The sequence below is a fragment of the Devosia sp. BK genome (assembly GCF_032907385.1).
Lineage (GTDB): Bacteria > Pseudomonadota > Alphaproteobacteria > Rhizobiales > Devosiaceae > Devosia.
The window spans coordinates 1382380-1405289 of sequence record NZ_JAIMBX010000001.1 but is presented as its reverse complement, the minus strand read 5'-3'; the positions used below and the strand labels follow the sequence as shown (position 1 = coordinate 1405289).

Here is a 22910-nt window from a genome sequence, read left to right as displayed (position 1 = left end):
CCGGCATCGTTTGTTCTGTCGCTTATGGCGTCTCCATGGACGCCTTGCGGCTTTCTGCGGCCAAGGGACAGCATCTATGACCACTCGCGACTTGGGGCACGACGCTGCCCCCCGCGTCAGCTTTTACAATGACCCGAAGATCAGAGGGTATATCTACCAGTTCATCGTGGCCGCCATTTTGGTCGGCTTCATTTTCTGGATCGTGAAGAACACGGCCGCTAATCTCGCGGCTCAAAACAAGACCACAGGCTTCGACTTCCTCTGGAAGACAGCCGGTTTCGACATCAGTTTCTCTCTGCTGCCCTGGTCCCGAGCATCTTTCTATTGGGAAGCCTTTCTCGTCGGCATTCTCAACACGCTGCTTGTTGCCTTTATCGGCATCATCCTCGCCACCATGCTCGGCTTCACGCTCGGCATCGCAAGGCTCAGCAGCAACTTCATCATTTCAAGCCTCGCGACGATCTATATCGAGGTGATCCGGAACATCCCGCTGCTGCTGCAGCTGTTCTTCTGGTATTTCGCTGTCCTCAAGGCGATGCCCGCGGTGCGCAATTCGATCGCCCTGCCGTTTGATGCGTTCATCAATCAGCGCGGCATCATGGTGCCGCGACCCATCCCGGATGAGCAGTTCGGCTTTACCTGGATCGGTATTGCCCTGGCGATAGCGGCGGTCATCGCCCTCCGCATCTGGGCCAAGCGTCGCCTAGAAGCCACGGGACAGCGCTTCCCGGTTTTCCTCGTCGGCCTGGCCATTCTGATCGTCATCCCAACGATCGTCTTTGTGGTGTCAGGCGCCAGCGTCGCGTTCGAACTGCCGGTCCTCGAGCGGTTCAACTTCAAGGGCGGATTGCAAATTCCACCGGAATTCGCCGCGCTACTCCTGGGCCTGACGATCTACACCGCGGCCTTCATTGCCGAAACGGTCCGTGGTGGCATCCAGGCAGTCAACCATGGCCAGACCGAAGCTGCCCAATCGCTAGGGCTCAAGGATAATGATCGGCTGCGGCTCATCGTGATCCCGCAGGCCATGCGGGTTATCGTCCCGCCGCTGACGAGCCAATATCTCAATCTCACCAAGAACTCCTCCTTGGGTGCCGCCATCGGCTACCAGGAGCTGTTCAACGTATTTGGTGGCACCTCCCTCAACCAAACTGGCCGGGCGATCGAGTGTATCGCCATGGTTATGCTCGTTTATCTCACGTTCTCCCTCCTCACCTCGGCGCTGATGAATTGGTACAACGCCCGCGTGAAGCTGGTCGAGCGGTAGGAGGATCTGATGACAGATATTGGATTCGTCCGCTCTGACCTTGTAGAGGCCCGCCCGGCTCCGGTGCGCACCACAGGTGCCATCGCCTGGGCGCAAAAAAACCTGTTTTCGACCCCGCTCGATACAGTTCTCACCATTCTCGGCTTGCTTTTCCTCGCCTGGATCGTACCGCCACTCTACGGCTTCTTTTTCGGCAATGCCGTCGGTCCAAACGGCACCGTCGAGCAATGTCGTATGGAAAACGCCGGCGCATGCTGGGCTTATATCTCCTCCGAGATGGAGTTCTTCATCTACGGCTTCTATGACATCCCCGAGCAATGGCGTCCGAATATCGTCTTTGCTCTGGGCGCGCTGCTTCTCGTGCCGCTCCTGATCCCCAAGGCCCCCTTCAAGAAGACGAACGCGGTGCTTTTCCTCGCGGTCTACCCAATCGTGAGCTACTTCCTCCTCGCAGGCGGTGTCTTTGGGCTGCGGGAAATCCCGACGGAGAAGTGGGGCGGGCTCCTGGTGACGCTGATCCTCTCCGTGATCGGTATTACCCTGTCCTTTCCGCTAGGCATTATTCTCGCCCTTGGCCGGCAGTCTTCCATGCCGATCATTAAGACGGTGTGCGTGGGCTTTATCGAGCTCATCCGCGCTGTTCCGCTGATCACCATCCTGTTCATGGCGTCCATCATGTTGCCGCTCTTCATGCCCCAGGGCATGACGGTCGACAAATTCCTGCGGGCTATCGTGGGGGTGACGCTCTTCACCTCGGCCTATGTGGCCGAAGTGGTCCGCGGCGGTCTGCAGGCCATTCCGCGTGGTCAGTATGAAGCGGCTTCCGCCCTCGGGCTCGGCTACTGGAAACGGATGTGGTTCATCATCCTGCCCCAGGCGCTCAAGCACGTCATTCCTGGCATCGTGAACAACTTCATCGCGCTCTTCAAGGACACGTCCCTCGTTTACATCGTGGGCATGAAGGACCTTCTCGAAGCGGTGAAGACCAAGAACGATACCGCCCTCGAATGGCAATCGGGCAATACCGCGACGACCGGCTACATCTTCGCCGCCATGGTCTTCTGGGTGTTCTGCTTCGGCATGTCTCGCTACTCCATCTACATGGAGCGACGTCTCAACACTGGCTACAAGAGGTAGCTTCATGTCTCAGGTTTCCGAAACGACCGTTGATCGTCAGATCGACACCAGCCACATGCAGGTCTCCAAGACCGACGTCGCCATCGACGTGATCAACATGCACAAGTGGTATGGCGACTTCCACGTCCTGCGTGACATCAACCTGCGGGTGATGAAGGGCGAGCGCATCGTCATTGCCGGGCCTTCTGGCTCCGGCAAGTCGACGCTCATTCGCTGCATCAACCGGCTCGAAGAGCACCAGGAAGGGCAGATCATCGTCAATGGCACGGAGCTGACGGCCGACCTCAAGCGTATTGACGAAGTGCGCCGCGAAGTGGGCATGGTGTTCCAGCACTTCAATCTTTTCCCGCACTTGACCATTCTGCAGAACCTGACCCTCGCCCCCATCTGGGTGCGCGGGACGCCCAAGGCGGAAGCCGAGGCGACGGCCATGCATTACCTTGAGCGCGTCAAGATTCCCGAGCAGGCCAACAAGTTTCCTGGTCAGCTTTCCGGTGGCCAGCAGCAGCGCGTCGCGATTGCCCGCTCGCTCTGCATGCAGCCCAAGATCATGCTTTTCGACGAACCGACGTCGGCGCTCGATCCGGAAATGGTCAAGGAAGTGCTCGAAGTCATGATCAGCCTTGCCGAAGACGGCATGACCATGATCTGCGTGACCCACGAAATGGGCTTTGCCCGCCAGGTGGCCAATCGCGTCATTTTCATGGATCAGGGACAGATCATAGAGCAGAACGAGCCAGAAGCGTTCTTCTCGAACCCGCAGCATGAGCGCACCAAGCTCTTCCTGAGCCAGATCCTGCACTAGGAACAGCGGCTGCGCGCCCGGCTATCGCGGATCGCAAGGCGCTTTCACATGCGATATCCACGGGTCACACCCTCTCGGTGGCTTGACCCGTGGATATGCAATGCCACAATGCCGCAGTTCCAAAAGAAGGTCGGCATGTTCAATCGCTGCATAAAGCCATTGGTGCTCGCGCTGGCCGTTGCCCTCTTTGGCAGCGTCGTTTCTGCGCAAGCCAACACGCTTGAAACCATTCGTGAGCGTGGCTTTCTCGTCTGTGGCTCCAGCAATCCATTAGCCGGCTTTGCCCAACAGGACGCAGACGGTCGATGGTCGGGCTTTGACGTCGATCTTTGCCGCGCGCTCGCTGCGGCGGTCTTCAATAATCCCGATCTCATCGAATTCCGCGCTTTCCGCGGCGAAGCGCGTTTCGCTCCGCTACAGACTGGCGCAGTCGATGTGCTGATGCGTAATGGCGCCTGGAGCGCGGGCAGGGACCTCCGCTACGGCGCTCGGTACGTCACGCCGAGCTTCTTCGATGGCCAAGGGTTTCTCGTCCCCCAGTCAATGAGCATCGTTTCTGCCTACGAGCTCAACAATGTCAAAGTCTGCGTCGTCGATAATGGCAGCGCGGTCCAGGCGCTCGAAGAATTTTTCTTCACCAATCAGACCAGCTACACAGACGTTATCTACGAAGATATCGCCGATCTGATCGTCGCCTATCGCGCCAATATGTGCGACGTTATCTCCGCATCGGGCCGTCAGTTGCAGGCCATCCGCCGCGAACTCACCGATCCATCACAGCATCGCATTCTACCCGAACGAATTTCTAAGGAAGTTCTCGGCCCCGTCGTGCCCGGTGGCGACGATCAATGGTTCGAAATCGTCCGCTGGACCATTTTCGCGCTGATCACGGCCGAAGAAGTCGGCGTGACGCGTCTGAATGTCGACTCCCTCCTCGCGTCACGGTCGGCCGATGTCCGGCGCCTATTGGGTGTCGAAGGCGATTACGGTTCTGCGCTCGGTCTCAAATCCAGTTTCATGAGCGATGCGATCCGCGCAGAAGGCAATTACGCCGAAATCTACGATAAGAATTTCGGTCCACAGACAGGCGCCGCCATGCTGCGTGGCCAAAACGCCCTCTGGAGCAATGGCGGCCTGCTCTACGCGCCGCCAATCCGTTAGCACGCTCGACGGTCTTAGGCGAAGTGAAGGTTGATCCGCCGGTTCTGCTTGCCCTTCTTTTCGACCTTGCCGATCGTCAGACGTCCAATTTCGCTAGTCCGCGCAACATGCGTCCCGCCACAGGGCTGCAGGTCTATATCCCCGATCCGCACCAGCCGAACGCGGCCCTGGCCCATTGGTGGCTTCACCTTCATGGTCTTGATCAGGTCCGGACGCGCCAGCATTTCGTCATCGGAAATCCATTCCGATGTCACCGGATAGTCTGCCTCGACCATCGCATTGACCGCTGCCTCTATTGCCGCGACATCCTCGGGCGATTCCGGCATGTCGAAATCAAGCCGTCCCTTGTCCTCGCCGATCGACCCGCTGGTCACCGGCAGAGGAATGGCAACCGAGAGCAAATGCAGCGCCGTATGCATGCGCATCAACCGATAGCGCCGATCCCAGTCGATTTCGGCCGTTACCGCATCGCCAACGCTAAGCGTCGGTTGTCCCTCCGCCGGCACATGCACGATCCGGGTTTTGTCGCCGTCAGGATGTATTGCCGTGGCAATGACAATGCGCCTGCCATCAACAGCGATCAGCGCGCCACTGTCGCCGGGCTGGCCGCCTGAGGTCGCATAGAAGACGGTCTGGTCGAGCAAAATTGCGCCATCCGGCAAGACGTCGATGACCTTCGCCGAAGTGGAGCGCAGATAGGCATCATCGCGAAAAAGCAGACTGGTCATGGGTGGTCCTAAAGCAGCGGCGAGAGGAGTTTTGCGGCCTGGGTCGCAAAGTAGAGTGGCTTTGATCGGCTGGAAACTTCGGCAAGGCTCACCTGCCGGCACAATTTGAAATCTTCAGCCAACATGGCGTCGACCGCGGCGAGCGCCTGCGGATCGGTGAACCAGAGAGTAATTTCGAAATTGATGGCAAAGGAGCGGTTGTCGAAATTCACGCTGCCGACGGTCGTGATTTCATTGTCCATCACCACCACCTTCTGGTGCAGGAACCCGTCGGTATAGCGATAGACCGAGATATCGTGTTCCACCATGGCGTCGGCATGGGCAATGCTGGCAAGCCAAACCATGATGTGGTCCGGATTATCCGGAAGCATGATCCGGACATCTACACCGCGCAACCGAGCTGCAAATAGCGCCGTCCGGATATCGGTATCGGGCACGAAATAGGGGCTGACGATCCACAGCCGCTCCCGCGCGCGCCCGATCAGGTCCACATAAGCGATGGCGCATTCTTCCAATTGGTCAGCCGGGCCGCTCCCCATGACCAACACCGATTGATCGCCGGGGGTGTCGACTTCCTTCGGCGGCGCGGCAGGCAGGCGCTCGCCGGTCGCCCATTCCCAATCTTCGCGGAACAGCAGGGCGCACCCCAGCGCCGCGGGTCCCGAGACCCGCACATGGGTATCGCGCCAACGGCCAAATTTCGGGTCCTCGCCGAGATATTCGACGCCGACATTGTGTCCACCGACCCAGGCATGCTTGCCATCGGCCACGACGATCTTGCGATGATTGCGATAGTTGATCCGCGTCGGACCATAGAAGCGCAGAAACTTGTGCCGTTGGTTGAAGCCGGCAACCTTAACGCCAGCATCGCGCATCTGCGTCCGAAACCGCTTGGGCATGCCGGTGCTGCCGATATCATCATAAAGAAGCCGGACTTCGACGCCCGCTTTCGCCTTGGCGATCAGCCGCTCGGCAAGCTGCTGACCAAGCTTGTCGTCGCGAATGATATAAAATTGCACCAGCAGATAATGCTCGGCGGCATCGATCCCGGCAAAGATGGAATCGAAGGTGGCCTTGCCGTCGATCAGCAGCTCGACATCGTTGCCTCTCAAGAATGGCAGCTCGGAAACTTGCACCTGAACGGGCCATTTGGCGTCCGTTTCCCGGTCGATTAGCGCCAGATCCTTGGCGCGCAGCGGACGGTCGGCGCGGCCATTCTTGATCCTGTCGGTGGCATAGTCGTCAAAAAACTTCCACCCGAAGATCATGTAGAGGAAGGCGGTGGGGAAGGGCAGCAGCGCCAGAGAGAGAAGCCAGGCGATAGAGCCTTGGGATGTGCGGGAATTGAGAATTTCCCGTACAGCGCAGATGAAAGCGAGGAGGTAGATCGCGCCCATGATGGCGGCCAGGATATGCAGGTCCGCAATGATCGCTTTGAGAATATCGTCGATGCCGAACACGGCCGTCCTTTCCGACAGGAGATAGCGCAATCTATCAGCAGGCGCCCGGCCGACAATCCCAAGTTGACACTGGGAGCCTAAGCGCTACCATGATCTTCGGCTCGTGCAGCCAGCCGCTCGCCCCGCTGAGGGAAGGTGAATGCACGAAGACGCTTTTGGTTTGACCCATTTTTGCGGGCAGACCGTCAGCAATGCGAGCACTGACTATGTAGACGCCCGCCGAGAGGATCAGACCATGCACACGTTCATGGATGCAAAACTCATGGCCAAATTGCTGCGGCAAGCCTTGGCAGAGCGCGAAGTGTATCTAACCCATAGCGACTGTCTTGAGCTGGTCGCAAAACAATACAATTTGGCGAATTGGAACATTCTAAGCGCCAAGATCGATTCCATTGCCGAAAGCGAACTCTTCATGCCTGAGGGGTGGATGCGCGCTGGTGGCTCGCCGCGGTTTTATCGCCTTGGTCTAGACCGGAAAACAGGCGCTGCGCTCATCGAAAATCTCCCCGAATATGGTCGGCTGACTGCTGACGACTACGCCACCATGATGCAGAGCGCCAGTGCCAAGCCCTATATCGGGCAACGCATCCGCTTTACGAGTGAACTGCGTACCGAAGACGCCGTCGATGGCGGTACCATTTGGATGCGGATCGATGGCAACAATGCGCGCAATCTACGGTTTGACAATCTACAGATGCGGCCTGACGCCGAAGGCGCAATTCGCGGGACAAGCGATTGGACACTGCGCGATATCGTCTTCGATGTGCCCGAAGAGGCCGCCAGTATACATTTCGGTTTTTTCCTCAAGGGCACCGGAAGGTGTTGGGCGCGTAAATTCTCACTCGAGGTCGTGGACGACACCGTGCCGATGACCGAAAGGCAGACCAAATTCCTACCCGGTCCGATCAATCTCGATTTTCGTCTGGCGAACTAAATATACCGGGGCCACTGCATGTGGCCCCGCTCGTTCTGCTCATACCGGCTCCGTCACCACCACATCCGAAATATCGATCGATGGTTGATCGACCAGCCATGGCGGCACTGGCAGGCTTTTCGATGCCAGGAATTCGGGATTGAAAATCTTGCTCGCATAACGATTGCCGTAGTCGCAAAGGATTGTGACGATCGTCTTGCCCGGCCCAAGGTCCCGGGCCATACGCACTGCGCCGGCGATGTTGATGGCGCTGGACCCGCCGAGGCAAAGCCCCTCGTGCTGCATCAAGTCGAAAATGTAGGGCAGGGCCTCCGCATCCGAGATCTGATAGGGGTGGTCAATCTTGAGCCCCTCGAGATTGGCAGTAATGCGCCCCTGACCGATGCCTTCGGTGATGGAATTGCCGGCCGACTTCAGTTCGCCATGAGCATAATATTCATAAAGCGCCGCCCCCTCTGGATCGGCCAAGCCAATCTTCACATCCGCACTACGGGACCGCAGCGCCTCGGCAACGCCAGCGAGCGTGCCACCTGACCCAACGGCGCAGATGAAGCCATCGATGCGGCCATTGGTCTGCTGCCAGATTTCGGGCCCCGTCGTTTCGATATGCGCCCGCTTGTTGGACACATTGTCGAACTGATTGGCCCAGACGGCGCCTTCCGGCAATTCGCGGTTGAGCTTTTCGGCAAGGCGCCCGGAAATCTTGATGTAGTTGTTGGGGTCTTTATAGGGCTTGGCCGGCACCTCGATGAGCTGTGCGCCATAGAGCCGAAGCGCGTCCTTCTTTTCCTGGCTCTGCGTCTCGGGAATGACGATGACCGATTTGAAGCCCAGCGAATTGGCGACAAGCGTCAGGCCGATGCCCGTATTGCCTGCTGTACCCTCGACGATCGTGCCGCCCGGCTTCAAGGCGCCTGATTTCACGAGATCATGGATGATGAAGAGAGCCGCACGATCCTTGACCGATTGGCCCGGGTTCAAGAACTCCGCCTTGCCCCAGATATCGCATCCCGTCAGCGCCGATACCCGGTTGAGACGGATGAGGGGCGTGTTGCCGATGGCAGAGATGAGATCGTCGTGCTTGGCCATGATCTTGCGAAAGTCCTCTTGCTATGGCTCCGATGGTAGAAGCCCAAAATTTCTCCAACAAGCCATAAACATCAGAAGTAGCAGGACTTTTCGATGTCCTGCCATCTGACGAACGTCATGGCTTGCGCTCACGCGCAAAGAGGTTTGTTTTTCTAGAGGTTCTTTTGCGCCTCAAGAGCCCGCTCGCGCGATTCCTTGAGGTCAACGATTGCCCGGGGGTAGGTGGTTCCCAATTCAACGCCTGCCGCCTTTAAAACGTCCTTGGGTGCGCCGCTCGGATTGTGGATCCATTTGTCTGGCATCGCCTTGATCTCGGGCACCCATTCGCGGACATACTTTCCGTCAGCATCGAACCGTTCGCCCTGCGTCGCCGGATTGAAAATACGAAAATACGGCGCCGCATCGAGCCCACTACCAGCGACCCATTGCCAGCTCGCCGGGTTATTCGCCCTGTCGCTATCGACGAGGCAATCCCAAAACCAGCGCTCGCCATCGCGCCAGTCAATCAGCAGGTTTTTCGAAAGCAGCGACGCGACCAACATGCGGACGCGATTGTGCATATAGCCGGTCTGCCATAGCTCACGCATGCCCGCATCGACGATGGGTATCCCCGTCATCCCCTTCTCCCAGGCGTGCAGGGCCTTGGCATCATTGCGCCATTCCATCCCGCTGTATTTCGGCTGCATCGGCGCAGACGAAATATCTGGACGGTGAAAAAGCTGGTGATAGCTGAAATCACGCCATGCAAGTTCGGAGAGAAATTTGTCTGTCGGCGCACGAAGCTCGTGATGCGACTGCGTTCGGGCGAGAGCGGTATGCCAAACCTGGCGCGGACTGATCTCGCCAAAGCGAAGATGCGGCGAAAGGCGAGAGGTTACATCGCGCGCCGGAAAATTGCGGCCCTCTGGATAGTCCTCGAGGTTCTGATCGAGAAAATGGTCGAGCGCATCATGCGCCGCCTTTTCACCAGTCGCCCACACCCCATCGAATTTCTTCGACCATTTTGGCGCCTTATACTCGCGATCAACATTCCCAGCCTTGATCGCGTCGCCCAACTTGCGGGGCTTTTGCAGCGGTTGCTCTATGTGCTTGTCGCGGAGTGTTTTCCAGAACGGCGAAAACACCGAATAGGGTTTGCCTTGCCCTGTCTCGATCATCCACGGCTCGATGAGCACATTGCCGGGATGCGAGGTGACCGACAGCTCGTCTTTGCGGAGATTTTCCTTGATCTCTTTGTCGATCGCTACTTCGGCAGGCGCATAGCGCCGGTTCCAGTGGACGTTGCCGACGCTCTGATTCTTGATAACGTCAGCCAGCACATCGCCCGCCTTGCCGCTCTCCACCATGAGCGAAATACCGAGCTCTGCCAAATCCTTGGCGAGAACCGTGAGGCTATGATGCAGCCACCAGCGTGCCGCGCCACCCGGCGCTCTGATGCCTTTGTCGGTTTCGTGGATATAGAGAGCGATGACTGCATCGCTCTCCTTGCACGCTGCGGCAAGTGCCGGATTGTCGCTGATGCGGAGATCGTTGCGCAGCCAGACCAGTCCAGTCGATCGATCCAAAATGCCGCTCCCGCTCGTTTACCGAACTACGCGCCAATGGCCCCTGCGGTTCAGTCCAAAACTTCTTCCATGACCTCTGCAAGCTGCTCGAGCGTCGCGCTCCATGCTTCCATCGAGAAAATCCGAGTCTGTGGATCGGCATGGGGAAGGCCCCGCTCGACCAGCGTCAGCTCCATATTGTCGTCGCCGATGGCGCGGAATGTGATGTCGAGGACGAAGATCAGCTCTTCCTCTGTTTCCGCATCACGATGCACCCAGGACATGACCAGCTTTTCGTCCTCCACGAATTGGAGGATTTCTCCCGTCACTTCATGGTCGGTCTCGTCCTCATCCCCAAACGTGACGAAGCGATACTGGCCGCCTTCGAAGGCGTCGAATTCGGCCTCATCGACCTGCCATTGTTCGATCAGCGCTGGGTCGGTCCAAGCCGAAAAGACGTCGCTGACATGCGCGCCGATCTTGCGAGTGAGGGTGATCTGGCTCTCGTTGTCGAGGTCGATTTTGTCGCTCATGCCAGCTTCTCCTTTGGTTCGGGATGCAGTTCCGCCGTTTTGGGCAGAAGAATGGTGAGGATACCCAATGCGGGTAGGAAGGCGCAAATCTGGAATACCGGAATGATCCCGATCCAGTCTGCGATAGCGCCCATGGCCGCGGCTCCCAGTGCGCCAATCCCGAACGCAAAGCCGAAGACAAAGCCCGCAATCATGCCAACTTTGCCCGGGACCAACTCCTGCGCGTAGACAACCATGGCAGAAAATGCCGAGGACAGAACGAGCCCTGTCAGGATGCTCATTACCGCAGTGCCGGTAAGATCAAGATAGGGCATCAGAAGCGTGAAGGGCAGGGCGCCCAGGATGGAAACCCAGATCACCGAAAGCCGCCCATAGCGGTCCCCGATCGGTCCGCCGATAAACGTGCCTGCCGCCACAGAGCCCAAAAAGAGGAAAAGGTAGATTTGGGCGTCCGGTGCCGACAGACCAAACTTCTCCATGAGGAAAAAGGCGTAATAGGTTTTGAGGCCTTCGATATAAATAAATTTGCTGAGCAGCAGCGCCCCGATAACGGCAAATGCAACGATCAACCTGTTGCGCGACAAAGCCGGCTTCTTGATCGCGACGGCCGGACGCGATGCCGCTTGCCGCTGATGCTCGACAAACCAGCGCCCGACATAGGTCAACAGCGCCACACCGGCACACCCTAAAATCAGGAACCACGCAGTCGTCGTCTGCCCCATGGGAATGAGAATCATGGCCGCGGCCAGCGGCCCAAGTGCCGTACCCAGGTTGCCGCCAACCTGAAACAGCGATTGCGCAAAGCCGAGCTTGCCGCCCGAGGCCATACGGGCCACGCGCGACGCTTCAGGATGGAAAATGGCGGAGCCGGTACCCATCACGACAGCTGCGAGGAAAAGCCACACAAACTGATTGGCAAAAGCCAGGCCGACGATGCCGACCGAAACTATCACCAGCGAGACAGCCAGACTATAAGGCTTGGGCTTGAGGTCGCCGCGGAGGCCAAAAAGCGGTTGCAGCAGGCAAGCCGTAATCTGCTGGCCAAGCGTCAACAGCCCGATCTGCAGATAGTTCAGCTCATAGTTTTCCTTCAGCAGCGGATAGAGCGCTGGCAGGAGGAACTGCAGAAGATCGTTGAGCAGATGCGCGCCACTAACGGCAAGAATGATTGCCAGCGTGGTTTGGTGACCGGTCATGGACGCGGGCGTGTTGGATGCGGTGGTCATGTCGGACAATCCAGGAGAGGTGGTCTCCTAGCGCGCTAGCGCTGCAAGGGCAACTCTCGCGCACGATAATGCACTCCATAGCTCAGAAGGCGTTGAGCCAGACAATATCGAGAATTTGTGGGGATCTTGGAAAGACCCGAAATGGCTCCGCGAGCTGGACTCGAACCAGCGACCATTCGATTAACAGTCGAACGCTCTACCAACTGAGCTATCGCGGAACACTTCGGTGTTGCCTTCGCGTTGAAGGCGAGGTCCGTGTACCCAAACCGATCTGGTTTGCCAAGTCCTTATTGCGGAGCCTGTGCATAAATATGTCACGAAGGCTGCCGTACCACCGCGTCCAAGTCCCGCAGAGCCCGGCGCTGCAGGGCAATGAGGTCGGCAAGGGTGTTGAGATTTGCAAAAGGATCCTCCGAACACCGATCAGACCAATCCAACGTCTGAGCCTCCAACAAATTCAGAATCGCTCTCGGTCCCGCCGTTGGTGCGACAGATTCGAGACCGCTGAGCAGATGTGAAAGCCGCACGGCACTGTTTGTCGGATAAAGCGCGTTACCCCACGTGGCCAGGGCTGATCCTCGCGCCTCTGCTTCCTGAGTGAGGCGATAAACGTAGTCATCTGGCGCAAAAGGTGTATCGACCGCCAGAAAGACCAGGATATCGGCTGGGCTTGCGCGATCTGCAAAATGATGTGCAGCCGCCGTGAGCCCCGCGAGCGGCCCACGTCTCTCGCGTTCCCCATCACGAATAAGCACTGCATCGCCTAGTTCGTCGCCCGCAAAGTCTACCGGCGCCGAAACGGCGATCTTCGACACCTGGCCCCGGAAAACCCCCGTAGCGCGATCGATAAGCCTTTTGCCGCCGATCCGGATGTCGGCCTTGCGCACCCCACCAAGCCGCGTCCCGCTGCCGCCTGCAAGGATAATACCGAAGACCTTGGTCACGCCGCGCGCTTTCGCAGCAGGATCAGCAAGGCAATGCCGCCCACGAGCCCCCAGAATGGCGCGCCGATCCCGAGGATCGTGATTCCCGACGCGGTGGCGATAAAAGTCAGGATGGCCGGCAGCCGCGCTTCCTCAAGATCGAGAGCGCCCGCCAAAGCCGAGGCAAGGCTAGAAAGCAAGGCCAATCCAGCAACTGCCTGAATGAGCAGCGGCGGTGAGGCCGCAATGAACGCTGCTGCCAAGCTCGCCGCCAACCCAAGGAGAATATAGGTGGCCCCCGCCGCAACTGGGGCAGGCCAACGTTTTTCCGGATCAGGATGCGCCTCTGGTCCCGCGCAGATGGCTGCGGTGATGGCAGCCAGATTGGTCGTATGCCCGCCAAAGAGCGCAGTTCCGGCGCTCGCGAGCCCCGTCATCACGAACACCGGTGCCGGCGCGATTGTGTAGCCATTCGCTTTCATCACCGCTATTCCTGGCAGATTCTGCGAGGCCATCGTCACCACATAAATCGGCAAAGCGATCCGCACGACCGCGTCCCAGCTAAATTCGGGCATGACGAAAACGAGCGCCGGCCACGTGCCATCAAGCGCTCCGGGCGGAAGATGCGTCGTGAGTGCCAAGACGATCCCCGTTACCAAGACGGCAATGGGCACGGCATAGCGGCGCGCAAAGCGCAGTCCCAGCATCCAGGCGAGGAGAATTGGCGCTGCCAGCATCGGCGCCTCGGCGAGCGCCGTGACAGGCGCTAGGCAAAGGGTCAACAGCATGCCTGCAAGCATCGCATTGGCGATTGCCGCCGGGATCGCCGCGATCAATCGCGCCAAAGGTTTGACTAGGCCAGTGAGAACGATAAGGCCGGCCGCAACCAGAAAGGCTCCCGCCACAGCGGGAAAACCGCCGACAGGTTCGCCGACTGTAAGCAAAAATGCCATTCCCGGTGTGGTCCAGGCAAAGCTGACGGGAACCCGCACGCGCCAAGCGACGACCATGTTGAGGACGCCAAGCGCCAGGCAAACCGAGAACAATCCCGATCCCGCTTGTTGCGGCGTTGCTCCTCCGGCTGTCAGCGCGGCCAAAACAACGGTAAATGTGCTTGCATAACCAACCACTGCGGCAAGAGCGCCGGCCATGATCGGCTGCAAAAAATCTTTGCGTGTCGGCGCGAGGGTTGGCGAGCCCGCATCCATGGCGATTCCCCGAAAAAGTCCGCGTCACGCTAGCGATTTTTTGCGGACGATCCAGCGTCTCGCTTGTTCACAACTCTTGTGCCGCAAGTCTTAAAAGTAGTTAACCTATTGAAAGGTAAGCTCTTCTTAAGCTCTCGCGAGCGAAAAATTAACTATAATCGCAAATTGTCGGCGTTAGTTCCATGTGATGCCGAGTGTTTATCGTGTCGCCCTCCCGCCTTCTGCTTTGCCTTGTGGTTTCCGGCCTTATGCTGGGCGGTTGTGCCAAGCCGGTGAGCTCGCAAATGCAGTTTGCGGCGACGCCGAAAGTGGACGAGGTGAAGACTTCCGCCATCGCCGTGCCTGCTGTGCTCAAGATGGAACAGCCCATGCCGGCCGAGATCCTTTCACCCCGCAACATTGGGGGCAGGACCCTTGCCGTTGCCACAACCGCCGACATCGTTCTGAGGCCCGGCGAAGTTGTCCTGACCTTTGACGATGGCCCGCGCGCTGGCAAGACCGAAGCCATCCTTGCCTCCTTGGCCGATTATGGCGTCAAGGCAACTTTCCTCATGCTCGGCTCTTCGGCCGCTGCCAATCCAACCCTGGCGCAGCGGGTCGCCATTGCAGGTCATACCGTTGGCAGTCACACATATGCCCACGTCAATCTTGCAGATATCACGCGGCAGGAAGCGATCGTCGAAATCGTCAAAGGCGAGGACGCCGTTTCGGCTGCGCTGGCTGGCGCCGGCCAAAAGCTCTCGCCCTTCTTCCGCTTCCCATACCTGTCCCAGACAGGCTTCTTGCGCACCGGCCTTCTTCAGAGCGGCGCCGTCGTTCTCGACGTCGATATCGACAGCAAGGACTACTACAAGGATACGCCCGCGACTGTCGCCGCGCGTACTCTCTCGCGGCTCGAGCAGCGCGGCAGTGGCATCGTGCTCTTTCACGATATCCACCAGCGCACCGTGGATATGCTGCCTGTCTTCCTCGATCAGCTGGCCCGCCGCGGCTATACGGTCGTCCGCCTCGTCCCCCGCGACAATTCCATCTTCGGCCGTGATCTCATCACTGCGGGCGTCGTCGAAGACGCGTGTGACGATTGCAAGACCTCAGTCGTGAATTAGCGGTTCAGTTCGCGACTAAGACCATAGCCCCGAAGCCAAGATCGCGCTCCATTTCGCCGATCGGTAGATTAGCCTGTCATTCGGCGTGCGAGTGGCACGTCTATCTCATATAGACGTGTGCAAAAGGGGAGATTGGCGACATGGTTCTGCGTTTGGGAGTGATTGGTGCGGGCCTGAAGGCGGCTGACTATGCCAAGGGTTGGGCCGCAATGCCCGACGTAAAAATTGTCGCCAGCGCAGAAGTCAGCGAGCTATCGCGAAAGCGGTTTGCCGATACCTGCGAAGCTGCTGGCGCGTTGCGTCCGGCCGAGTACGACAATGCCGAAACCATGCTCGCCGCGATGCAGGGCAAAATGGATGCGGTCTATGTGTCGACCCCGCATGTTTTCCACGGCGCCAATGCGCTGGCCGTCATCGAAGCCGGGTCTGACCTTCTCCTCGAAAAGCCGATGGTCACGACGGTGGAGGAGGCCCTTGCACTGGTAGAGGCCGAAAAGCGCACTGGGCGCACGATTGTCATCGCTTTCCAAGGCGGCCTCTCGCCTCTCGTCCACGATACCAAGAACCGCGCCCGCAGAGGCGACTTTGGCGACCTCGTCAGCGTAAATGCGTCGATCTGGGAGGGTTGGGCGACGAACTATGCGGGCCAATGGAAACAAAACCCTGCAATTTCGGGCGGCGGCTTCATGTTCGATACCGGCGCCCACATGATGAATACCGTCTGCGTGCTCGCTGATGCCGAATTCGAGCGCCTTTCCGCTTATGCCAATAATCGCGGCCTCGCCGTCGACCTCGTCACCGCTGTCGCCGGGCGCCTCAGCAATGGCGCCCTCGTCACCTTCAACGCTGCCGGCGATGGCCCTCCAGGCTGCGCCTCCGCCATCACGTTCTTTTATACCAAGGCAATCGTCCGCATCGACGCCTGGGGCGCCTGGCGCGAGGTAACGATCAATGGCGTCGCTGAGCCACGGGAAGAAAACGAAATACGCGACACGCCCATGCAGACTTTCCAGGCCGTTCGCGATGGACGGTTGGAAAATCCCTCCACAGTCGCAAACGGTCTGCGCTTCGCCCGCCTTTGGGATGCGATCAAGGAATCCGTGGCCGGCGATGGCACGCCCGTCACCATTCAAGCCTGGTAGACTTTCGGGCAGATGCAGAGGCCTAGGTTTTCATCATAACCTCACCCACTGGCCCGGCCTTCATTTTCACCCGGAGACACCCTGACTAATAGGTGCTAAAGAATATTAGCACCTTGGTTTGGGCGGATTGCATGGACTCAATCGACAAGAAGCGGAGCAACGCCCCCGCAAATCGCCGTCTAAAAGAAGGCGTCGAGCGACGCGCGACGATGACGGATATTGCTCGGGAAGTAGGATGTTCGCAGGCGACTGTGTCGTTTGTGCTGAACAATGCGCCTGGGATTCGGCTGTCTGATGAAACGCGGCGGCGGGTATTTGAGACGGCACGGCGGATTGGGTATGACGTGCCGTCGGCGGCGCGGACGGTCGAGAGCGGGCGGCCGGGGCGGGGGCAGCATATTGCATTCTTGGTCGATCAGTTGTCGACCAGCCCGGAGGCTGTGCAGGCCATCGAGGGGTTGAGCCAGGCAGCGCAGGCGGCTGGGGGGCTGGTCTTTGTGGCGCAAAGCCGTGGGGACGAGGAGACGGAGCGCGATCTAGTCGAGGCCTTTGTCCGGCAGGGTGCCACGGCAATTGTCTATATGACTATCTTCACGCGCGAGGTGAAGCTGCCGAAAATACTACAAGATATTGATATTCCGGTGCTTTTGCTCAACTGTTACGCGGTTGGGCAGGCCGTTCCGGCGGTGGTGCCGAGTGAGATCGCCGGAGGGCAAAGGGCGACGCATCATCTGATTTCCAAGGGGCACCAGCGCATTGCCACGATCACGGGCGAGGTGTGGATGGAGGCGGCGCAGGATCGTTTGAAGGGGTATCGTCGTGCGCTGGCGACGGCGGATATTCCGTTTGACGACGATCTGGTTTTTGCCGGGGACTGGTCGGCCAGTGCTGGCTATGAAGCGACGCGGAAAATCCTTGATTTGCCTGAGGTTCCGACCGCGATCTTTTGCCAGAACGACCGTATGGCGATCGGCTGTTATGAAGCGCTGAAAGAGGCAGGATATCAGATCCCGCGCGATATGTCGGTGGTGGGTTATGACGACGAAGAGATCGCGCGCCATCTCCATCCACAATTGACGACATCGGTGCTGCCGCATCGGGCTATGGGCCAGTGGATTGCCGAGCAATTGGCTGATGGTCAGGTGGAGGCAAGGTATCCGCTCACCAAGCTCGAATGTCCCCTCGTCGAGCGTGCGTCCGTAGAAAAGCCTCGCTCTTAAGGCCTTGGCGGCGCTATCGAATTCCTATCCATGAACTCGCATTCGATCTTGAGTTTTTGCATGCCTTCGTCGGCATCTAGGTTCGTAAAGCCATCGAGCAACTGGCCAACGGCCCAGCGTGCCATTTCGTCGTGGGGAAGCACCATGGTCGAGAGGGGCGGGTCCATGTTGGCGGAGATGTCTTCGTTGTCGAAGCCGACGATGGAGAGGTCGCCTGGGATGCTGAGGCCGAGGATGCGGGCGGCTTCATAGCAGCCGATGGCCATGCGGTCGTTGAAGCAGAAGATTGCCGTGGGGCGATCGGGGCGAGAGAGCAGTTCTAGGGCGCGTTCGCGGCCGGCGCGGATGGAGTAGCCACCGAGGGTGACGAGGGATTCGTCAACCGCAATGCCCGCCTTGGCCATGGCCTGGCGGAAGCCTTTCTCGCGGTCGCCGGCGGCTTCGGCGGTCTGGTGCTCGCCCGCGAGGTGAGCGATTCGGGTGTGGCCCGCTTTGATAAGGGCGTCAGTTGCCGAGTAGCCGCCAACGATGTCGCCGGGCACGGCGGACGGGTGGTGGAGGCGCTTTTCGTAGCAGTTGAGAAGCACTAGGGGCAGCGCCGAAAAACTTGAAGGAACAATGACTTCGCGAGTCATAAGTGTCGTATAGATAGCGCCGATGGCCTTTTGGGCGACAAGCATGTCGAGGCCGGCTTGTTCAAGGGCAGGGCTGTTGCCGGTGCAAAAAGTGGCGACAGTAACATCCTGCAGCGCGGCCTCGTCGCGGGCGCCTTCGAGGAATTGCGCGGCGAAGGGCGTGGTCGAGACTTCATCGATGAACAGGCCGATGACGCGCTGGCGCCCGGCGGGCACCGGATGGGTTTTGCCGCGGCGATAGCCCAATTGCTCGGCGGCTTCCTGCACGCGGCGGCGGGTGGTTTTCGATACGCGCGCATTGGGAACGCCATTGAGAACAAGCGACACGGTGGCCTGCGAGACCCCGGCACGCTCGGCCACGTCGTGCATTGTTGCGCGCTTTTCCATCGTCTCTCCGAAGTGCGGGATAATTCTCTAACCCGGATTTGAAAGCGTGCCCATTCCGTTAGCAGTCCGTTAGCTTCGAGAGTTGGTTTTCTGCGAGTTGGTTACGGATCTGTGGATCGCGGCGCCCTTGATTTCGCCCCCTTGCCAAGCGCGGGCTTTTCGCCCTACTCTGATAATAATATAACTAATACGCTTAAGGGTGGGGAATATGAACCTTGGTCGTGCAGTCGCCGCGGAGGAAGTCGGCGCACCACGCAAGAGCTTGTCGCTGGACGGTGTCTGGCAGTTCAAGCACGAGGATGGCGCATGGCGCGAAGCGCATGTGCCCCAGCCCTGGCAGGCCGAATTCTCCGACCTCGTCGATACGTTTGGCCATGCCATCTACAAGCGCAGTTTTGCCGTGCCGGCCGGTTGGGATCGGCAAGAGCTGGTGCTGCATTTTGGCGCTGTGAGCTACTATTGCGAGGTGTTTCTCAACGGGCAGAAGCTGGGCAGCCACGAAGGCGCCTTCCTGCCGTTTGAGTTCGTGCTCGACGCCAAACTCCTCCGCCCGACCAATGAGGTCGAGGTGCGCGTGACCATGCCGTCGGCCGATCATCGCGCCTTCCCAGACTTCCCGTTTGGTGAAGTGCCGCACGGTAAGATTTCCTGGTATGGCCGGATTGGCGGTCTCTGGCAGTCGGTTTCTCTGCTGGCGCGCGATGCGCGGCGGCTTGAAGCGGTTGTCATCACGGCTGGCACCGATGGCCTTGTGAAGGCCGAGCTAGACTTTTCGGCTGCGGCCGCGGGCCTGCCGGTCAAGCTCGCCGTGCGCGATGCCGGTAGGAATGTGGTGGCCGAAAGCTTGGTGACTGCAGCGGCTTCGGTTGCGGTCGAGCTTGCGGTGACTTCGCCAAAGCTTTGGGGCATCGATCAGCCCAATCTCTATACGCTGACCGTGTCGCTGGGCGATGATGTCGACGTGGTGGAAGAGCGTTTTGGCTTCCGCTCGGTCGAAACGCGCGATGGCAAGATCTTGCTCAATGGCGAGCCGATCTATATGCGCGGCGCGCTCGACCAGGACTATTATCCAGACGGCATCTATACGCCGCCTTCGCTGGAGTTCCTGGAAGACCAGGCGAAGAAGGCCAAGGAGCTGGGTCTCAATACGCTCCGGTGCCACATCAAGGTGCCGGATCCGCGCTATTATGACGTGGCTGACCGATTTGGCCTGCTCGTCTGGACCGAAATTCCGAACGTCGCGAATTTCACATCGAAGTCGGCGCAGCGCATGCGCGACACGATGACGGGTATTCTGAAGCGCGATCGCAACCATCCTTCGATCATCGTCTGGACGATCATCAACGAGGACTGGGGCACCCGCATGCTCGAAAATGCCGAGCACCGGCAGTGGGTGAAGGACACCTACGACTGGCTGAAGGCTGAGGATGCGACCCGTCTTGTGGTCGACAACTCCGCTTGCTTCCCGAACTTCCACGTCAAGACCGACCTCAACGACTACCACTATTACCGCTCGGTGCCGGAGCGCCGGCAGGAGTGGGACGATATAACCGCGCAGTTCGCAGCAGGTGCTGACTGGACGTTCTCAAGCCTAGGCGATGCCGAGCGGAAGGGTGATGAACCGCTGATCGTTTCCGAATTCGGCGTCTGGGGTCTGCCTGATCCGAAGAAGCTGCGCCGTGAAGATGGGTCCGAGCCGGATTGGTTCGAGACTGGCTCGCTCTGGGGCGATGGCGTGGCGCTGCCGCATGGCATCGAGGACCGCTTTGGTGCGCTGGATCTGGCGAAAACCTTCGGCTCGTTCGATGCCTTCATCGAAAACGTGCAGTGGTATCAGTTCATGAACCTGCGCTACGAAATCGAGGAAATGCGCCGCTATTCCTCGATCATGGGCTATGTGATCACGGAACTAACGGATGTACATTGGGAGGCCAATGGTCTCCTCGACATCGAGCGCAATCCGCGCGTCTTCCATGACGTCTTTGGGTCGATCAACGCCGATGTGGTGATCGTGCCGCGTCCGGCGCGCTACTCGGCCTATCTTGGCGAAACGCTCGATATTGAGCTGAAAATCGGGACCGGTGGCGAGACTATTCCCGCTGGAGCTGTGCTGCGCTGGAGCGGCGAAGTTTCAGGTTCGGTCGATGTGCCGGCGACCGGCAAAGTGTCGACGGCCGATCTCGGCAAAATCGGCTTTGTTCTGCCGCAGGGCGGCGACAACCGTGTTCTATCCATAGAATTTGTGCTGGAGGCCGGTGGATCGGTTCTCTCGCGCAACACTTGCGAGATCGCGCTTTACCAAAAGCGCGATACGGCCGGGCGCCCCTCCATCGCCGCGGCCGATTCCTCCCTCGCAAGTTATGCCAGCGGCCTCGGCTACCGTGTGGTACCGGCTGCCGAGGCCGATGTGGTGCTGGTGCATGCGGTGGATGGCGACGATGTCGAGGCCATCAAGGCGGGCGCGCGCTATCTGATCCTCGCCGATGGGACGGTGGAGACGAACAAGAACCTGCGGACGGACATGCCTGACGGGGAACTGCCGCATCGCTCGATCGTGGCGGATGGCAAGACGTTCAGGCCAAGCCTCGATCAGCATTTGCCGGGCATCAGCCTGGTCGAGCGTGACGGGACGATCTGGCGGGGCGACTGGATTGCCGGGTTCTCGTGGGTGCGCCGCGAGGGGGCGTTTGCGAACATTCCGGGTGGGCCGATCTTTGATCTGAGCTTTTCCGATGTTGTGCCGCATCACCTGCTTACGGGGTTCAGGCCCTGGGAATTTGGCAACAATGTCATCGCGGGGATGGTCTGCGGCTGGGTGCACAAGCCGGCGGCGATCATTGGTGAAAAGCGCGTTGGCCGGGGTGGCGTTGTCGCGACGACGTTCAGGCTGACGCGCGAGGCGCCGGGGGCTGATCCGGTGGCGGCGGCGCTGTTTGATGGGTTGGTGGCGACGGCTGGGGAGCTGCCGGTGGATAAGGGTTCGATGTGACCTGAGGAATACCCTCACCCGTCTCGGCCTGCGGCCGATCCACCCTCTCCCCGAGAGGGAGAGGAATAAGAGGTGAGCGCCGAACCATTCTTCTCCCTCTCGGGGAGAAGGTGGCGCGAAGCGCCGGATGAGGGGGCGAGCCCACAACTCGCTCCTCTGCGGAGGAGAGAACCCATCACCCTGGATTTTCGCTGAACGCGAAAATCCTGTCCCTCTCCCGCAAGGGGCGAGGGGAGGTTCCGTGGGTGGGGCGAGGATGCAGGCCGCTAAATGAGCGGCAAGTGATCAGAAGACAGCAAAGCTGCGCTGGTCTCATAAGGAGGAAAGAGATGGCCGATATCGTCCTTCGGGATGTCAGCAAGTCCTATGGCGCTGTGCAGGTGCTGGACAGTGTCAGCATGCATATTCGCTCGGGCGAGTTCATCGTTTTCCTCGGGCCTTCGGGCTGCGGGAAATCGACGCTGCTGCGGATGATTGCCGGGCTTGAGGCGGTCAATGGCGGGGAAATCCACATCGGCGACAAGCGCGTTGATACCCTGCCGCCGAACCAGCGCGAAGTGGCGATGGTTTTCCAGAATTATGCGCTTTATCCGCATATGACGGTGCGCCAGAACATGAGCTTTGGGCTCGAAAATATCGGCACCGACAAGGCCGAGATTGCGCGCCGGGTCGACGAGGCAGCGCGGATGCTCGAGATCACGGCGCTGCTCGATCGGCGGCCGGCGCAGCTTTCGGGTGGACAGCGGCAGCGCGTTGCCATCGGGCGGGCGATTGTGCGCGAGCCCAAGGCGTTTTTGCTCGACGAGCCGCTTTCCAATCTCGATGCGGGGCTGCGGGTGCGGACGCGGGTGGAGCTGGCGCAGCTGCATCAGCGCATCGGCACGACGATGATTTTCGTGACCCACGACCAGACCGAGGCGATGACGCTGGCGAGCCGGATTGTCGTCATGAACAACCGCAAGGTGGAGCAGATCGGCACGCCGATGGAGGTGTATTCGAAGCCCGCGAGCCGGTTCGTGGCGGCCTTTGTCGGTTCGCCCTCGATGAATTTTTTGCCGGTGACGGCGCTGGCCGATGAAGGCGGGCGCGTCGCGGTGACGGCGGGTGGAACGCGGATTGCGACGACTATTCCGACCGCGCTTGCGCCGACCGTGGGGCAGGGGCTGACCTTTGGCGTGCGGCCCGATGCGTTGCGCGTGGCGGCGGACGGCGAGGTGGCCGGGACCATTGCGCTGGTCGAGCGGCTGGGGGACCGGACGCTCATCCATGCGCGGCTGGAAGACGGCACGGTGGTCGTCGGCGACGATATCGGCAAGTCGACCCTCGAAGCCGGGCAGTCTGTGCGGCTCAAGGTCGATGGTTCGGCAGTCCATCTCTTCGATGCCGAAGGGAAGGCCTATCACGCCGACTGAGGAG

General features: G+C 59.5%; 18 protein-coding genes, 1 tRNA gene and 1 pseudogene. 10 read left to right on the top strand and 10 right to left on the bottom strand.

Going from position 1 to position 22910, the window contains the following annotated elements; translation table 11 throughout:
- Positions 1–76 precede the first annotated feature (76 nt).
- From DevBK_RS06925 to DevBK_RS06910, 4 genes are all read left to right on the top strand, one after another.
- Positions 77–1267, top strand: a complete 1191-nt coding sequence (locus tag DevBK_RS06925) for an amino acid ABC transporter permease (protein ID WP_317184902.1) — start codon at positions 77–79, stop codon at positions 1265–1267.
- A gap of 9 nt (positions 1268–1276) precedes the next feature.
- Positions 1277–2404, top strand: coding sequence for an amino acid ABC transporter permease (locus DevBK_RS06920; protein ID WP_317184901.1), 1128 nt, complete (start codon positions 1277–1279; stop codon positions 2402–2404).
- A 4-nt stretch (positions 2405–2408) separates the two neighbouring features.
- Positions 2409–3209: an amino acid ABC transporter ATP-binding protein gene (locus tag DevBK_RS06915; protein ID WP_061906898.1), complete on the top strand. Its 801-nt coding sequence runs from the start codon at positions 2409–2411 to the stop codon at positions 3207–3209.
- A gap of 108 nt (positions 3210–3317) precedes the next feature.
- Positions 3318–4370 carry an amino acid ABC transporter substrate-binding protein gene (locus DevBK_RS06910; protein WP_317184900.1) on the top strand — a complete coding sequence of 351 codons (1053 nt, stop codon included), beginning with the start codon at positions 3318–3320 and terminating at the stop codon, positions 4368–4370.
- Between the two features lie 14 nt (positions 4371–4384).
- Here the strand turns inward: DevBK_RS06910 and DevBK_RS06905 are convergent, their stop codons facing one another.
- Both DevBK_RS06905 and cls read right to left on the bottom strand, forming a co-directional pair.
- Complete coding sequence (locus DevBK_RS06905; RefSeq protein ID WP_317184899.1) at positions 4385–5098, bottom strand: alanyl-tRNA editing protein; 714 nt, start codon at positions 5096–5098, stop codon at positions 4385–4387.
- Positions 5099–5106: 8 nt separating this feature from the next.
- Positions 5107–6558 (bottom strand): cardiolipin synthase, encoded by a 1452-nt coding sequence (cls, locus tag DevBK_RS06900; protein ID WP_317184898.1) that lies wholly within the window; start codon positions 6556–6558, stop codon positions 5107–5109.
- A gap of 235 nt (positions 6559–6793) precedes the next feature.
- Between cls and DevBK_RS06895 the strand changes: the two are divergent.
- Positions 6794–6961 (top strand): annotated as a pseudogene (locus DevBK_RS06895) (glyoxalase superfamily protein); the annotation flags it as partial.
- A 570-nt stretch (positions 6962–7531) separates the two neighbouring features.
- Here DevBK_RS06895 and DevBK_RS06890 read toward each other — a convergent pair.
- The 7 genes from DevBK_RS06890 to DevBK_RS06860 form a co-directional block, all read right to left on the bottom strand.
- Positions 7532–8581, bottom strand: a complete 1050-nt coding sequence (locus DevBK_RS06890; protein WP_317184897.1) for a cysteine synthase A — start codon at positions 8579–8581, stop codon at positions 7532–7534.
- Positions 8582–8733: 152 nt separating this feature from the next.
- On the bottom strand, positions 8734–10146 hold the full coding sequence (locus tag DevBK_RS06885) for a deoxyribodipyrimidine photo-lyase (protein ID WP_317184896.1): 1413 nt from the start codon (positions 10144–10146) through the stop codon (positions 8734–8736).
- Positions 10147–10196: 50 nt separating this feature from the next.
- The gene (locus DevBK_RS06880) at positions 10197–10658 is read right to left on the bottom strand and encodes an SRPBCC domain-containing protein (RefSeq protein ID WP_061906892.1); all 462 of its coding nucleotides are present in this window, start codon (positions 10656–10658) and stop codon (positions 10197–10199) included.
- Positions 10655–11884, bottom strand: coding sequence for an MFS transporter (locus DevBK_RS06875; protein ID WP_317184895.1), 1230 nt, complete (start codon positions 11882–11884; stop codon positions 10655–10657). Before DevBK_RS06875 ends, DevBK_RS06880 begins: the two co-directional genes overlap by 4 nt.
- A gap of 142 nt (positions 11885–12026) precedes the next feature.
- Positions 12027–12102, bottom strand: a tRNA-Asn gene (locus DevBK_RS06870).
- Positions 12103–12198: 96 nt separating this feature from the next.
- Positions 12199–12828 carry a molybdenum cofactor guanylyltransferase gene (locus DevBK_RS06865; RefSeq protein WP_317184894.1) on the bottom strand — a complete coding sequence of 210 codons (630 nt, stop codon included), beginning with the start codon at positions 12826–12828 and terminating at the stop codon, positions 12199–12201.
- Complete coding sequence (locus DevBK_RS06860; protein WP_317184893.1) at positions 12825–14015, bottom strand: benzoate/H(+) symporter BenE family transporter; 1191 nt, start codon at positions 14013–14015, stop codon at positions 12825–12827. Before DevBK_RS06860 ends, DevBK_RS06865 begins: the two co-directional genes overlap by 4 nt.
- Before the next feature lie 284 nt (positions 14016–14299).
- On the opposite strand from DevBK_RS06860, the gene DevBK_RS06855 reads away from it, so the two are divergent.
- The 3 genes from DevBK_RS06855 to DevBK_RS06845 all read left to right on the top strand — a co-directional run bounded on the left by DevBK_RS06855 (position 14300) and on the right by DevBK_RS06845 (position 17483).
- Complete coding sequence (locus DevBK_RS06855; RefSeq protein WP_317184892.1) at positions 14300–15121, top strand: polysaccharide deacetylase family protein; 822 nt, start codon at positions 14300–14302, stop codon at positions 15119–15121.
- Between the two features lie 140 nt (positions 15122–15261).
- On the top strand, positions 15262–16263 hold the full coding sequence (locus tag DevBK_RS06850) for a Gfo/Idh/MocA family oxidoreductase (protein ID WP_317184891.1): 1002 nt from the start codon (positions 15262–15264) through the stop codon (positions 16261–16263).
- Positions 16264–16394: 131 nt separating this feature from the next.
- The gene (locus DevBK_RS06845; RefSeq protein ID WP_317184890.1) at positions 16395–17483 is read left to right on the top strand and encodes a LacI family DNA-binding transcriptional regulator; all 1089 of its coding nucleotides are present in this window, start codon (positions 16395–16397) and stop codon (positions 17481–17483) included.
- Here the strand turns inward: DevBK_RS06845 and DevBK_RS06840 are convergent.
- Entirely contained in the window at positions 17480–18505 is a 1026-nt protein-coding gene (locus DevBK_RS06840) for a LacI family DNA-binding transcriptional regulator (protein ID WP_317184889.1), read from the bottom strand. The two genes, DevBK_RS06845 and DevBK_RS06840, sit on opposite strands and share 4 nt — an antisense overlap.
- A gap of 208 nt (positions 18506–18713) precedes the next feature.
- On the opposite strand from DevBK_RS06840, the gene DevBK_RS06835 reads away from it, so the two are divergent.
- Together DevBK_RS06835 and DevBK_RS06830 are read left to right on the top strand one after the other, a co-directional pair.
- Complete coding sequence (locus tag DevBK_RS06835; protein ID WP_317184888.1) at positions 18714–21494, top strand: glycoside hydrolase family 2 protein; 2781 nt, start codon at positions 18714–18716, stop codon at positions 21492–21494.
- A gap of 329 nt (positions 21495–21823) precedes the next feature.
- Positions 21824–22906 carry an ABC transporter ATP-binding protein gene (locus tag DevBK_RS06830; protein WP_061906885.1) on the top strand — a complete coding sequence of 361 codons (1083 nt, stop codon included), beginning with the start codon at positions 21824–21826 and terminating at the stop codon, positions 22904–22906.
- The last annotated feature ends 4 nt before the right edge of the window (positions 22907–22910 follow it).